This window comes from Nocardioides ginsengisoli (genome assembly GCF_039537225.1).
Lineage (GTDB): Bacteria > Actinomycetota > Actinomycetes > Propionibacteriales > Nocardioidaceae > Nocardioides > Nocardioides ginsengisoli.
Genome location: NZ_BAABAC010000003.1, coordinates 127,960 through 140,962, shown reverse-complemented (window position 1 = coordinate 140,962; position 13,003 = coordinate 127,960). Strand labels below are relative to the sequence as shown.

Annotated in this window: 13 protein-coding genes; 8 read left to right on the top strand and 5 right to left on the bottom strand. The window is 71.7% G+C overall.

The annotated features are described in order from the left end of the window. The first annotated feature begins 133 nt into the window (after positions 1-133). From AB4880_RS00725 to AB4880_RS00705, 5 genes are read left to right on the top strand one after another with little or no spacing between them, the layout of a single operon-like run. Positions 134-580, top strand: a complete 447-nt coding sequence (locus AB4880_RS00725) for a RidA family protein (RefSeq protein WP_367917276.1) — start codon at positions 134-136, stop codon at positions 578-580. Next, positions 577-1,245 (top strand): DUF1028 domain-containing protein, encoded by a 669-nt coding sequence (locus AB4880_RS00720; RefSeq protein WP_367917275.1) that lies wholly within the window; start codon positions 577-579, stop codon positions 1,243-1,245. Before AB4880_RS00725 ends, AB4880_RS00720 begins: the two co-directional genes overlap by 4 nt. Before the next feature lies 1 nt (position 1,246). Beyond that, positions 1,247-2,380 carry a M20 family metallopeptidase gene (locus tag AB4880_RS00715; RefSeq protein WP_367917274.1) on the top strand — a complete coding sequence of 378 codons (1,134 nt, stop codon included), beginning with the start codon at positions 1,247-1,249 and terminating at the stop codon, positions 2,378-2,380. Next, entirely contained in the window at positions 2,377-3,783 is a 1,407-nt protein-coding gene (locus AB4880_RS00710; protein WP_367917273.1) for an aspartate ammonia-lyase, read from the top strand. Before AB4880_RS00715 ends, AB4880_RS00710 begins: the two co-directional genes overlap by 4 nt. A gap of 25 nt (positions 3,784-3,808) precedes the next feature. Continuing rightward, the gene (locus tag AB4880_RS00705; RefSeq protein ID WP_367917272.1) at positions 3,809-4,735 is read left to right on the top strand and encodes a LysR family transcriptional regulator; all 927 of its coding nucleotides are present in this window, start codon (positions 3,809-3,811) and stop codon (positions 4,733-4,735) included. Here the strand turns inward: AB4880_RS00705 and AB4880_RS00700 are convergent. After that, entirely contained in the window at positions 4,712-5,593 is an 882-nt protein-coding gene (locus AB4880_RS00700; RefSeq protein WP_367917271.1) for a helix-turn-helix domain-containing protein, read from the bottom strand. The two genes, AB4880_RS00705 and AB4880_RS00700, sit on opposite strands and share 24 nt — an antisense overlap. A gap of 134 nt (positions 5,594-5,727) precedes the next feature. Between AB4880_RS00700 and AB4880_RS00695 the strand changes: the two genes are divergently transcribed. After that, entirely contained in the window at positions 5,728-6,912 is a 1,185-nt protein-coding gene (locus AB4880_RS00695) for an NADH:flavin oxidoreductase (protein WP_367917270.1), read from the top strand. A 41-nt stretch (positions 6,913-6,953) separates the two neighbouring features. Next, positions 6,954-7,757, top strand: coding sequence for an SDR family oxidoreductase (locus AB4880_RS00690; RefSeq protein WP_367917269.1), 804 nt, complete (start codon positions 6,954-6,956; stop codon positions 7,755-7,757). Between the two features lie 81 nt (positions 7,758-7,838). Here the strand turns inward: AB4880_RS00690 and AB4880_RS00685 are convergent, their stop codons facing one another. After that, positions 7,839-9,233: a purine-cytosine permease family protein gene (locus AB4880_RS00685; RefSeq protein ID WP_367917268.1), complete on the bottom strand. Its 1,395-nt coding sequence runs from the start codon at positions 9,231-9,233 to the stop codon at positions 7,839-7,841. 166 nt (positions 9,234-9,399) lie between these two features. Here AB4880_RS00685 and AB4880_RS00680 point away from each other — a divergent pair, with 166 nt between their 5' ends. Then, positions 9,400-9,741: a DUF1801 domain-containing protein gene (locus tag AB4880_RS00680; RefSeq protein WP_367917267.1), complete on the top strand. Its 342-nt coding sequence runs from the start codon at positions 9,400-9,402 to the stop codon at positions 9,739-9,741. Here the strand turns inward: AB4880_RS00680 and AB4880_RS00675 are convergent, their stop codons facing one another. Genes AB4880_RS00675 through AB4880_RS00665 form a run of 3 tightly spaced genes read right to left on the bottom strand, consistent with a single transcriptional unit; the run spans position 9,742 to position 12,895 of the window. Then, positions 9,742-11,169: a sodium:solute symporter family protein gene (locus tag AB4880_RS00675; RefSeq protein WP_367917266.1), complete on the bottom strand. Its 1,428-nt coding sequence runs from the start codon at positions 11,167-11,169 to the stop codon at positions 9,742-9,744. After that, positions 11,166-11,459, bottom strand: a complete 294-nt coding sequence (locus AB4880_RS00670) for a hypothetical protein (RefSeq protein ID WP_367917265.1) — start codon at positions 11,457-11,459, stop codon at positions 11,166-11,168. Before AB4880_RS00670 ends, AB4880_RS00675 begins: the two co-directional genes overlap by 4 nt. Continuing rightward, entirely contained in the window at positions 11,456-12,895 is a 1,440-nt protein-coding gene (locus tag AB4880_RS00665) for an amidase (protein ID WP_367917264.1), read from the bottom strand. Before AB4880_RS00665 ends, AB4880_RS00670 begins: the two co-directional genes overlap by 4 nt. Positions 12,896-13,003: the final 108 nt, after the last annotated feature.

Here is a 13,003-nt window from a genome sequence, read left to right as displayed (position 1 = left end):
AGATGTTGTGGAAGCACTGCATCGGTTCTGCTGATCCAATCGGCTCGCGTCTCGCGATTGGATCTGGTTTGGAGATGAAGGTCGTAAGAAAGATCTGTTGGACACATGCGTCGGGGTGGAGTGGACTGGCTCCATGAGCATCGTCGTCGGCGGCCACACCCGCATCCGTCCGTTCAACACCAGCGTCACCTACCCGGAGCAGAACCTCGACAACGATCTGTGCCAGGCCGTCGTCGCGGGCAACACCGTGTACGTCCGCGGCCAGATCGGCCAGAACCTCGACACCAGCGAGTCCGTCGGCATCGGCGACGTCGAGGCGCAGACCGAGCAGGCGATGGCGAACATCAAGATGCTGCTCGAGGAGGCCGGCGCTCGCATGGAGCACCTGGTCAAGCTCACCATCTACATCATCGACCCGCGCTACCGCGAGACCGTCTACCGGACCATCGGCCGCTGGACGAAGGGCGTCCACCCCATCTCGACCGGCATCGTCGTCTCCGCCCTCGCCCGCCCGGAGTGGCTGGTCGAGGTCGACGCGATCGCCGTGATCTCCGCCGAGGACGCCGAGGACGCCCGGTGACCTTCTCCGTCCTCGCGACCGACGGCACGGGTGCCGTCGGCATCGCCGTCACCTCGTCGAGCCCGGCCGTCGCCGCGCGGTGCATCCACCTGCGCCCCGGCGTCGGCGGCGCCTCGTCGCAGAACATCACCGACCCCCGCCTCGGCACCGCGCTGCTCGACGCGCTCGAGAGCGGCCTCGACGCCGCCGCCGCGCTGGCCGCGGTGACCGAGGGGCGCGAGCACATCCAGCACCGGCAGCTCACCGTCCTCTCCCTCGACGGCAAGGGCGCCGCCTTCTCGGGTGAGGGCTCGCTCGGCGTGCACCACCAGGTCGTCGGGGACGGCGTCGTCGCCGCCGGCAACCTGCTCGCCGACACCGCCGTCGTCGACGCCGTCGCCGCGGGCTTCGCGGCCGCGACCGGCGACCTCGAGGAGCGGCTGCTCGCCGCGCTCGAGGCCGGCCTGGCCGCCGGTGGCGAGGCCGGTCCGGTCCGCTCGGCCGGCCTGTCCGTCGTCCGGGACGTCGCCTGGCGGGTCACCGACCTGCGCGTCGACTGGGCCGACGACCCGATCGGTCAGCTCCGCGAGCTGCTCGGCGTCTGGCTGCCGCAGCGCGACGACTACGTCACGCGCGGCATCGACCCCACCGTCGCGCCGTCGTACGGCGTACCCGGGGACGAGTGACATGAGCCTCGATGGCAAGGACACCGCGGCCCGCACGGTGGCCGCCGACGCGGAGCGCCTGATCGGGCTCTCCGAGCAGCTCCACGCGAACCCCGAGACCGCGTGGGAGGAGCACGACTCCTCCCGCTGGGTCGCGGAGGCGCTCGCCGAGGTCGGCTACGACGTGACGCCGTCGTACCTCGGCCTGGAGACGGCCTTCCACGCCACCATCGGCAGCGGACCGTTCCGGCTCGGCCTCTGCGCCGAGTACGACGCGCTGCCGGGCCTCGGCCACGCCTGCGGCCACAACCTGATCTCGGCGATCACCGTCGGCGCGGCGCGGGCACTGGCCCCGCTGGCCGACGCGGCGGGCCTGACCATCGAGGTCTACGGCACGCCCGCCGAGGAGGGCGGCGGCGGCAAGATCGAGCTGCTGGAGCGTGGGGCGTTCCGGGACCTCGACCTCGCCATGATGGCCCACCCCGCGCCGGTCGACGTCGCCGAGGCGGAGCCCTTCGCGGTGTCCCACTCGCACGTGGAGTATCGGGGCAAGGCGTCGCACGCGGCGGCGTACCCCGAGCAGGGCGTCAACGCCGCCGACGCCTTCACCATCGCCCAGGTGGCGATCGGCATGCTGCGCCAGCAGCTCCCGCCGTCGGTGCGCGTCCACGGCGTGATGACCAACGGGGGAGAGGCGCCCAACGCCATTCCCGCCCACACCGAGGGCCGCTGGTACGTCCGCGCCGAGTCGCTCGCGCAGCTCGCCGAGACCGAGGACCGGGTCTGGAAGTGCTTCCAGGCCGGCGCCCTCGCCACCGGCGCCGCACTGGAGATCACGCCGGAGAGCAAGCCGTACGCCGAGTTCCGGACCTACCAGCCCGCGCTCGACGCCTACGTCCGCAACGCGACCGACCTCGGCCGGGTCTTCGACCAGGGCACGCCCGCGCGCCGGATGAACCGCGCCTCGACCGACATGGGCAACGTCTCCCAGGTCGTCAACGCGATCCACCCCTACGTCGGCATCGGCTCGCTGCCCGCGCTCAACCACCAGCCCGAGTTCGCCGCCCATTGCGTCGGCGGCGACGCGGAGAAGGCGCTGCTCGACACGGCGACCGCGCTGGCCTGGACCGCGCTGGACATGGCGGTGGCGCGATGACGGCGACGACGCAGACGCGGATCGAGCTCGACTCGCTCGGCCCGCACGAGGTGCCGGCGACGGCGTACTGGGGCGTCCACACGGCCCGCGCCCTGGCCAACTTCCCGATCAGCGGCACGCCGGTCGGCAGTCACCGCGAGCTGGTCGCCGCGCTCGGCGCGGTCAAGCTCGCCGCGGCGCGCGCCAACCACGAGCTGGGCCTGCTCGACGACCGCCGGTACGACGCGATCGCGGCCGCCGCGGAGGAGGTCCGCGCGGGCGCACTCGACGGCGAGTTCGTCGTCGACGTGATCCAGGGCGGCGCCGGGACGTCGACCAACATGAACGCCAACGAGGTCGTCGCCAACCGTGCGCTGGAGATCCTCGGCCTGTCGCGCGGCGCCTACGACGAGATCCACCCGCTCGACCACGTCAACCGCTGCCAGTCGACCAACGACGTCTACCCGACCGCCGTCCGGCTCGCGCTGGTCGCCGCCATCGAGCGGCTGCGGGTCGCGACGTCGGCGCTCGCCGACTCGTTCGCGGCGAAGGCGGAGGAGTTCCGCGCGGTGCCGAAGATCGGGCGCACCCAGCTGCAGGACGCCGTACCGATGACCGTAGGGCAGGAGCTCGGCGCCTTCGCGACGACCCTGCGCGAGGAGATCGCCCGGCTCGCCGACTCCCGCGCCCTGCTGTGCGAGATCAACCTCGGCGCCACCGCCATCGGCACCGGCATCACCGCCCACCCCGACTACCGCCGTCGCGCGGTCGCTCACCTCGCCGAGATCACCGGCGTCCCGGTGGTCGGCGCGGACGACCTGGTCGAGGCGACCAGCGACACCGGCGCCTTCGTGCAGGTGTCGGGCGTCCTCAAGCGGGTCGTGGTCAAGGCGTCGAAGATCTGCAACGACCTGCGCCTGCTCGGCTCGGGTCCGCAGGCCGGCTTCGCCGAGCTGCAACTGCCGGCGCGCCAGGCCGGGTCGAGCATCATGCCCGGCAAGGTCAACCCGGTCATCCCGGAGATGGTCAACCAGGTCGCCTTCTGGGTGATCGGCAACGACATGACCGTCACCATGGCCGCGGAGGGCGGGCAGCTCCAGCTCAACGCCTTCGAGCCGGTCATCTGCCACGGCCTGCTGCAGGGCTTCGCCTGGACCGCGGCCGCCTTCGACTCGCTCCGTGAGCTGTGCGTCGACGGGATCACCGTCGACGCCGTCAAGCTCGCCGCGGTCGCCGCGGAGAACGCGGGCCTGGCGACGGCGCTGACGCCGCTGCTCGGCTACGCCCGGTCGGCCGAGATCGCGAAGGCGGCCCTCGGCGGCGCCGGCGTGGTGCGCGACCTGGCCCTGGCGACGGGCGGTGTGGAGGCCGACGTCCTCGATGCGCTGCTGCGGCCCGAGGTGCTCGCGAACCTCGAATCGTGACGGGAGGTACGGCAGGATGGCCGCCATGGCCGAGGTCGGGTTCACGCTGACGCAGCTGCGCTACTTCGCCGCGGCGGCCGAGCAGGGCAGCATGACGGCGGCCTCGCGGCAGCTGATGGTGTCGCAGTCGGCCATCTCGACCGCCGTCGCCCAGCTGGAGAAGGAGCTCGGCGTCCAGCTCCTGCTGCGCCACCACGCGCGCGGGCTGACGCTCACCGCCGCCGGTGAGGAGTTCTACCGCGAGCTGCGCAGCTATCTGGTGCACACCACCGAGCTCGCCGAGGTCGCCCGCTCCGCCGGCCAGGCCCTCGTCGGCGAGCTCGCCGTCGGCTGCTTCACCACCCTCGGCCCGTTCGAGCTGCCCCGCCTGCTCGCCGCCTGCGAGGCCGAGCACCCGGGCATCCGGATCTCCGTCGTCGAGGAGGAGCACGCCGCGCTCAAGCAGGCGCTCCGCTCGGGGCGCTGCGAGCTGGCGCTGATGTACGGCTACGACCTCGACGACGACATCGACCACGTCCGGGTCGGCGTCGCCGCGCCGTACGTGCTGGTGGCGAAGGGGCACCGGCTCGCCCGCCGCAAGAAGGTCGCCCTCGCCGATCTCGCCGACGAGCCGATGGTGCTCCTCGACCTGCCGCACAGCGGCCTCTACCTCGAGCGGCTCGTCGCCTCCACCGGCGTCGAGCCGCAGATCCGCCACCGCACCGCCGGCTTCGAGACGGTCCGCGCGATGGTCGCCAACGGCCAGGGCTGGTCGGTGCTCAACCAGCGCCCGGCGAGCGACATGACCTACGACGGCGCGGAGGTCGTCAACCTCGAGATCTCCGACCCGGTCGAGCCGCTGGACGTCGTCCTGGCGTCGATGAAGGGGGTCCGGCTGACCTCGCGGGCGCAGGCGTTCGTGCGGTCGTCGGTGCGGACGACGCGGCGCTCAGCGTCGACCGAGCGCGGCTGAGGCCGCGGCCGCGGCGCGGGCGGTCGCCTCGCCCCAGGCACGCGCGAGCGCGACGGTCGCATCGGGGCGCTCGGGCACGACGGTGAGGGTGTACTGCTGGGCGCCCTGGCGGTCGAAGACCGGTGCGCTGATGTTGGCGACGGGCAGGGGAGTCGCGTCGTCGTCCGGCAGGGTGGTGACGAACTCCGACCAGTCCTCGGGCGGCAGGTGCCCGCGGAGCTCGTCGACGATGCGGGGCGGCAGGTCCGAGGCCAGCAGGCTGGCGAGCACCACGCTCGAGGACGACGACGTCCGCAGGCACTCGATGATGTAGCCGTTCGCGAGCCCACCGGCCACGATGTCGCGCACCGGCAGGGCATCCGCCGCGATCGGGATGAGGGGCGGGCGCGCCAGCCACTCGTCGACGACGCCCGGGTGCTCCCAGGCGATGTTGACGAGCCCGAGCGGGGGAGCCAGGGGGAAGCGCTCGCCGACGAGGTCGCGCCGGTCGCCGGGAATGGCCGTGCCCAGGCGGTCGAGGATCATGGCGTGCTCGTCGTACACGGCGCTGAGGACGCAGCTCAACCCGAGCCGGTCGTGCAGGTCGACCAGGAACGGCCGGACCAGGTCGAGGTTGGCGAGGCCGGACTCCGCGGCGGTGCCGAGCCGGATCAGCGCGGGGCCGAGACCGTAGGACTTCGCGTCGTCGCGGGTCACGTAGTCGGCGTCGGTGAGCGCGGCGAGGATGCCGAGGCAGGTGGGCTTGTTCAGCCTGAGCGTGTCGGCCACCTGGGTGAGGGTGAACCGCTCGCGCGGCGCGTCCGCCAGCAGGTCGAGGATCCGGACCACCCGATCGGTCGGCGGCGACTTTCGCTCCACGGAACCGGCCCTTGTCCCGGCGCTGGGGGCGTGCGTACGATCACCCGGCTCTCTGGAATTCGGCATTCATATTTTGTAACACATGTCCGCGTCCCGGATCCAGCCCCACGACCTGTCCAGCGAAAGAGAAGCCCATGACGACGACGTCCCCGCCCGACGTACTGGCCCCGGCCCGGCTCGGCCCGATCACCCTGCGCAACCGCATCATCAAGTCGGCGACCTTCGAGGGCCGTACGCCGGGTGCGCTGGTGACCGACGAGCTCATCGAGTTCCACCGCCGGCCGGCCGCCGGCGGCGTGGGGATGTCGACGGTGGCCTACTGCGCGGTCGCACCCGAGGGGCGCACCGAGCACGGACAGCTCTGGATGCGCCCGGAGGCCTTGCCGGGTCTGCGCCGGCTGACCGACGCGATCCACGCCGAGGGCGCGGCGGCCTCGGCGCAGCTCGGGCACGCCGGCCCGGTCGCCAACGAGAAGTCGACCGGCTTCCCCGCGCTCGCGCCGTCGCGCTCGTTCAACCCGATGAGCATGCGGACGATCCGGGCCGCCTCGGTCGACGACATCGCGCGGATCACCCGCGCACACGGGACGGCGGCCGAGCTCGCGGTCGAGGCCGGGTTCGACGCCGTCGAGATCCACTTCGGCCACAACTACTTCGCGAGCTCGTTCCTGAGTCCCAAGCTCAACCGCCGCAAGGACGCCTACGGCGGCTCGCTGGCCAACCGCGCCCGCGTCGTCCGCGACACCGCGCGGGCGGTCCGCGAGGCCGTGGGCGACCGGATCGCGATCCTCGCCAAGCTCAACATGGACGACGGCGTGCCCGGCGGGTTCTGGGTCGACGAGGCGATCCAGGTCGCGCAGTGGCTCGAGGCCGACGGGAGCGTCGACGCGCTCGAGCTGACCATGGGCAGCTCGCTGCTCAACCCGATGTACCTGTTCAAGGGCGACGCACCGATCCGCGAGTTCGCCGCGGCGATGCCGCAGCCGGTCCGGCTCGGGGTGCAGCTGCTCGGCAAGCAGTTCATCCACGCGTATCCGTACCGCGACCTCTTCATGCTCGGGGAGGCTCGCCAGGTCCGCTCCGCCGTCGGGCTGCCGCTGGTGCTGCTCGGCGGCGTCACTGACCGGGCCGGCATGGACACCGCGATGGCCGAGGGCTTCGAGTTCGTGGCGATGGCGCGGGCGCTGCTGCGCGAGCCCGACCTGGTCAACCGGATCGCCGAGGATGCGCGCACCCGGTCGCTGTGCATCCACTGCAACAAGTGCATGCCGACGATCTTCTCGGGCGCGCGCTGCGTCCTGGTCGAGCGCTCGGTCTGACCCGAACGACCCATCCACGCACCCGATCGAGGAGTCACCCCATGAGCACGTACGTCATCACCGGAGCCGCATCGGGCATCGGCGCCGCCACCAAGGCGCGCCTGGAGGCCGACGGCCACCAGGTCGTCGGCATCGACCTGCGCGACGCCGACGTCGAGGTCGACCTCGGCACCACGGAGGGCATCGCGCAGGCGGTCGCCGGTGTGCGCGAGCTCGTCGACGCGATCGACGGCTTCGCGCCGATCGCCGGGATCGCGCCGTCCGCGGGTCGCTCGGGGCAGCAGCTCGTCGCGGTCAACTACTTCGGCGCGGTCGACCTGCTCGAGGGGCTGCGGCCGCTGTTGGCCGCCGGAACCGATCCGTCGGTCGTGCTGCTCAGCTCGAACTCGACGACCACGCAGCCGCACTGGCCGACCGAGCTGGCCGAGGCCTGCGTCGCCGGCGACCGGGAGGGCGCCGGCGCGATCGCCGACGGCTTCGGCGACCTGTCCGCGATCACGGCCTATCCGGCGTCGAAGGCAGCGCTGGCCTACTACGCCCGCACCCGCGCCGCGGACTACCTGACGTCGGGCATCCGGCTGAATGCGGTGGCGCCCGGGTTCATCGACACCCCGATGACCCAGGAGGCGTTGAAGGACCCGCTCACCGCGCAGGCCATCCAGGAGTTCCTCGCCACGGTCCCCGCCGGGCGCGGCGGCCGGCCCGAGGAGGTCGCCTCCCTGATCGCCTACCTGCTGGGGCCGGAGTCGACCTATGTCGTGGGGTCGGTGCTCTTCGTCGACGGTGGGCTCGATGCGTCCCTGCGCGGCCTGGACTGGCCGAAGGTGTGGCAGCCGGGCGCCTGAGACGTGGCCCGCAATGGCTGACGGGCAGGCCGCCGATCCGTGGATCCGCGACCTGCCCGTCGGACAGGGTTCCGGGTGGCGTCAGACGTGCGCCGGCACCGGAGCGAGCTCGCTCGGCGCCAGCTGGCGTCCGCGCGCGAGGAAGTAGTAGACCGGGGCGGTGACGACCAGGCCGATGATCCAGCTGAGGTCGGCGCCGCCGAGCTGGTCGGAGACCGGACCGGCGTACAGCGGGGTGTTCATGAACGGGATCTGCACGAGGATGCCCACGACGTAGGCGATCAGGGCCTGCGTGTTGAAGCGCCCGTAGATGCCGCCGTCGGCCGCGAAGATCGAGTCGAGGTCGTAGTTGCCGCGGTGGATCAGGTAGAAGTCGATCAGGTTGATCGCGGTCCACGGCACCAGAACGACGAGCAGCGCGAGCACGATGTCGACGAAGTGCGAGATGAAGTCGCCCGAGACGCCGATCGCGAAGTACGTCGACGCGGCCATCACGACCAGCGACAGCACCAGGCGGGTGCGGGCGGTGGGGATCCACTTGGCGACGAAGGTCTGCACGCAGGTGATGGCGGACAGCACCGTGCCGTACAGGTTCAGCGCGTTGTGGCTGATCACCGACAGCAGGAAGAGCACGAGCAGGACCGGGCCGAGGCTGCCGGTGGTGTCGCGGACGCCCTGCATGACGTCGATGCCGGGCTTCATGGCCAGGGCGACGATGGCGCCGAAGGTGAAGGGCAGGATCGAGCCGAGGGTGCAGCCGAGGTAGGTCGCGTTGAACGTGGCGCGGACGCCCACGTCGGCGGGCAGGTAGCGCGAGTAGTCGGAGACGTACGGCGCGAACGCGATCTGCCACAGCGCGGCGAGCGAGACCGTGGCGAGGAAGCCGGCGTTGGTGTAGCCGCCCTGCGTCCAGAAGCCCGCGGGGACGCCGGCGACGAAGATCGCGCCGATGCCGAGCACGATGCCGATGCCGAGGACCCAGGTCGCGACCTTGTTGATCTTGTGGATGACCTTGTAGCCGATCACGCAGATCAGGCCCGAGCCGAGCGCGCCGACGACGATGCCGGCGGAGACGGGGACCGAGTCGGCGATGCCGTGCAGCGACTGGCCGGCGAGGACGATATTCGAGGCGAAGAACGCGAGGTACATGACCGCGGCGATGACGACGACGATCAGCGCGCCGAACGAGCCGAACTGGCCGCGGCTCTGGATCATCTGCGGGATGCCCATCTGCGGGCCCTGCGCGGAGTGCAGCGCCATGAAGACGCCGCCCACGAGGTGGCCGACGACGATGGCGACGACGCACCAGAACAGGTCGAGGCCGAAGACGCTGACGCCGGCGGCACCGGTGACGACGGGCAGCGGGGCGATATTCGTCCCGAACCACAGGGTGAAGAGGTCGCGCACCTTGCCGTGGCGGTCCTCCGGTGGGACGTAGCCGATGGTGTGCTTCTCGACGACAGACTGATCAGACATGGTTCAACTCCAAAAGTGAGGCGCAGCACCTATGGTCGGTAGGCCATGCATCCCCTGGCAAACGAATCCTTTTGGCCCAAGTCATCGACTTCTCAGATAGTTCGGCGGGTGTCTCGGCACCCTGTCCGCGCCTGTCCCGAGGCAGCGGATTCAGTAAGGTCGGCGCATGACTGCTGACTGGCGTGCCGACCTCGTCGACCAGGTGCGTGGCCTCATCAACGAGGCCGAGCCCGAGGTCGTCGAGGAGGCCAAGTGGAAGAAGGCCTCCAACCCCGACGGCGTCCCGACCTTCTCCTGCGACGGGCTGATCTGCACCGTCGAGACCTACAAGGACAAGGTGAAGCTGACGTTCGCCAAGGGTGCGTCGCTCGCCGACCCGACCGGGCTGTTCAACGCGAGCATGGACGCCGGCACGCGGCGCGCGATCGACGTCTTCGAGGGGGAGGAGCTCGACGGCCCCGCGCTGGTGGCTCTGGTGCGCGAGGCCGTCGTACTCAATCGCTCCTGATCAGGCCTCCGCGCCCACGGCGTCGCGGACGGAGACGGCCGCGGCGCCGCGGGTACGACGCCGTACCGCCTCGGCCACGACGAGCACCAGCAGGTTGGGACCGAGGGCGATGAGGCCCGAGTCCCAGCTGCCGATCGGGACCTCGAAGAAGGTGATCCAGGCGACGCCGGCGACGCCGACGACGAGTCCGAGCAGCACCGGCACGGCGCCGACGGTGACCTTCTTGCGCAGCGCGATCGCGGTCGCGGGCGCCATCTGGGTGAGGCCGCCGTAGGTCAGCAGGAGCAGCGAGGTGATGTCGGAGCCGGCGAGGCCGAAGGCCAGCGAGCAGAGGATCGCGGCGACGACGAACAGCGTGTTGACCTTGAGCCGCAGCGACTCGCGCACGGTCACCAGGTTGGTCGAGACCAGCGAGGAGATGCCCATCGCGATCGCCGCCGCGGGGACCATCGCGGCGGACGCGCCGGCGATGGCGACGACCGCGACCAGCCACGACGGGAGCGTCGCGGTGGCGGTCTCGAGCAGCACGTGGTTTCCGGTGGTGTCCGACGGCAGCTTCTGGGTGGCGGCGAGGCCGACGAAGATCGGCGCGAACAGGGCGAGCTGGTAGAGCGCGAGCCACTTGTAGTTGCTGCGCAGCACCTCGCCGGTCTTGGCGGCGAGGACCGGCGGCCACAGGTGCGGGAAGGTGTTGAGGCCCGCGCCGATGCTGGTGACGATCACCGCGGTCAGGAAGAAGGTCTTGTCCCAGCCGGGCTGGTTGAGGTCGAGCAGCTGCGGGCCGACGCTGTGGATGTGGGCGAAGGCCTCCGGGATGCCGGCGATGCCGAAGACGGCGCCGCCGAGGACGATGAGCAGCGCGGCGACCATGAGCACGTCCTTGACCACGGCGACGCGGGCGACGCCGCGGATGCCCGACCAGACCACGAAGATCACGACGAGCGCGCTCGCGACGACCATCGACAGGCCGCGGCCGGCGGCGCTGCCGGTGGCCAGCTCGACGATCAGGCCGAGGCCGGTGATCTGCAGCTGCAGGTAGGGGAGCAGGAAGACCGCGCCGACCAGGGCGGTGACCTTGCCGAGCGCCTTGTTCTGGAAGCGGTCGGCGAAGAAGTCGGCCTGGGTGAGGTAGCCGCGCTCCGCGCCGAGCTGGCGCATCCGCGGACCCACGAAGTAGAGGCCGATCGCCGACAGCGACAGGTAGGCCAGCGCGAAGACGCCGACCACGCCGCCGCCGAACGCGATGCCGGCGAGGCCGAGGAAGCTGAACGTCGTCAGTGAGTCGCCGGCCTGGAGGAACCACGACGTCCAGCGGGCGAAGCCGCGGCCGCTGACGGTCCAGTCGGACATCGTGGTGCTGCGTCGGCCGCTCATGCCGAGCACGCCCAGCGCGATGATGCCGATGACGATGGCGGTGGTGAGGATCATCGGTGGCCTCCCTGGGCGCCGTGGGTGTGCTCGGCCGCGTCGGCCTCGGCCAGCTCGGCGGCGTCGGCCTCGGCGCCGCCGTCCTTGCGATAGCTCGCCTCGACGAACTGGAGCGCGACGACGGTGCCGACGACCCAGATCGCCGTCCAGACCAGGACGGACGGGACGCCGAACCACAGGTGGGGGCCGTTGACGAACGGCAGCAGCGGTGTCGACAGGAAGCCGACGACCGGGACGGCCGCGATGGCGAGGCGCCGCGGGCTCATCAGGTTGGGGACGGGCGGGTTCACGAGTGGACCTCCGGGAGGCGAGGGGCGACGCGGCCGTGGCCGGTCGCGGCTTCGAATGCTGCGGCGATGCCGAGCAGGGTGGACTCGGTGCGGGCGCGGGTGATGATCTGGAGACCGACCGGCAGCCCGTCGGGCGTGAACCCCGCGGGCACCGAGATCGCCGGCACTCCGAGGGGCGTGAAGAGGTAGCTGGCGCGCATCCAGTCCAGATAGGTGTGCTGGGGGATGCCGTCGATGTCGGTCGGCCAGATCTGCTCGACCGGGAAGGCGGCGACCTGGCTGACGGGCGCCAGCAGGACGTCGTAGTCGTCGAAGAAGTCGTGCGCGGCGCGCTGGAGGCGGGTGAGCTCGGCGAACGCGCGCATCACGTCGCGCCCCGAGCTCTTCCGGCCCTCGTTGATGTTCCAGACGATGTCGGCCTTGAAGGCGTCGGGCTCGGCCGCGAGCCGGTCGCCCCACATCAGGTCGAACTCCGCGGCGCGCAGCACGCGGAAGGCGTCGTCGGAGCCGTCGAGGTCGAGGCACGCGTGCTCGACGTCGGCGCCGAGCTCGGTGAAGACCTTCACCGCCGGGTCGAGTACGTCGAGCACCTGGCGCTCCATCGCGACCCGGTCGCCGAGGGTCGGCGCCCAGGCGACGCGCAGGCCGCGCAGGTCGGCCGCGGTCACCGCGTCGGCGCTGGGGTGCTCGCCGTGCATCGACATCGGGTCGTGGCGGTGGGGACCGGACATGACCGACAGCAGCAGCGCGGTGTCGTCGACGGTGCGGCCCATCGGCCCGGAGACCGCGAGCGGCGTGAAGGCGACGCCGGTGGTCGGCTCGGCGATCCGGCCGGGCGTCGGGCGCAGGCCGACGACATTGCACATCGACGCCGGGTTGCGCAGCGAGCCGCCCATGTCGCTGCCGTCGGCGATCGGCTGGAAGCGGGCCGCGAGGGCGGCGGCCGCGCCGCCGCTGCTGCCGCCGGCGGTGCGGCCGACGGCGTACGGGTTGTGGGTCGGACCGAACACCTCGTTGAAGGTGTGCGACCCGGCCGCGAACTCGGGGACGTTGGTCTTGCCGGTGCGGACGGCGCCTGCGTCCTGGATCCGCCGGACGACCTCGTCGTCAGCGGTGGGGACGTTGTCGGCGTGCAGCGGCGAGCCGTACGTCGTGCGCAGGCCGGCCGTCGCGTGCGTGTCCTTGAACGCGATCGGGACGCCGTGCAGGGGAGCGAGTGGCAGGCCGGCGGCGCGGCGTCGTACGGCCTCCTCGTCGGCGGCGGCCGCGGCCCGCTCGGCGCCCTCGCGGTCGAGGGTCACGATCGCGTTGACGGTCGGGTTGTCGCGGTCGATCCGGTCGAGGTGGGCCGCCAGCACCTCGCGCGCGGAGAAGTCGCCGCGCTGCTGGCCGGCGACCAGCTCGCGGGCGGTGGCTTCGGTCAGGTGGTCGACCACGGTGGGGGCTCCTTCGCAGGGGTGGGCGGGACGTGAGCTCGGGGCGTCGGGTGACGCCGGCCACACTGTCCTTTGAGCCATAGTGTTTGCGATGATGTAGATCTGGGT

Bases quoted from the DNA above. Each gene is read 5' to 3' on its own strand.
- AB4880_RS00695 (WP_367917270.1), top strand. From the start codon at position 5,728: ATGACGACGACGTCCCCGCCCGACGTACTGGCCCCGGCCCGGCTCGGC.
- AB4880_RS00710 (WP_367917273.1), top strand. From the start codon at position 2,377: ATGACGGCGACGACGCAGACGCGGATCGAGCTCGACTCGCTCGGCCCG.
- AB4880_RS00725 (WP_367917276.1), top strand. From the start codon at position 134: ATGAGCATCGTCGTCGGCGGCCACACCCGCATCCGTCCGTTCAACACC.
- AB4880_RS00685 (WP_367917268.1), bottom strand. From the start codon at position 9,233: ATGTCTGATCAGTCTGTCGTCGAGAAGCACACCATCGGCTACGTCCCA.
- AB4880_RS00705 (WP_367917272.1), top strand. From the start codon at position 3,809: ATGGCCGAGGTCGGGTTCACGCTGACGCAGCTGCGCTACTTCGCCGCG.
- AB4880_RS00690 (WP_367917269.1), top strand. From the start codon at position 6,954: ATGAGCACGTACGTCATCACCGGAGCCGCATCGGGCATCGGCGCCGCC.
- AB4880_RS00715 (WP_367917274.1), top strand. From the start codon at position 1,247: ATGAGCCTCGATGGCAAGGACACCGCGGCCCGCACGGTGGCCGCCGAC.
- AB4880_RS00680 (WP_367917267.1), top strand. From the start codon at position 9,400: ATGACTGCTGACTGGCGTGCCGACCTCGTCGACCAGGTGCGTGGCCTC.
- AB4880_RS00675 (WP_367917266.1), bottom strand. From the start codon at position 11,169: ATGATCCTCACCACCGCCATCGTCATCGGCATCATCGCGCTGGGCGTG.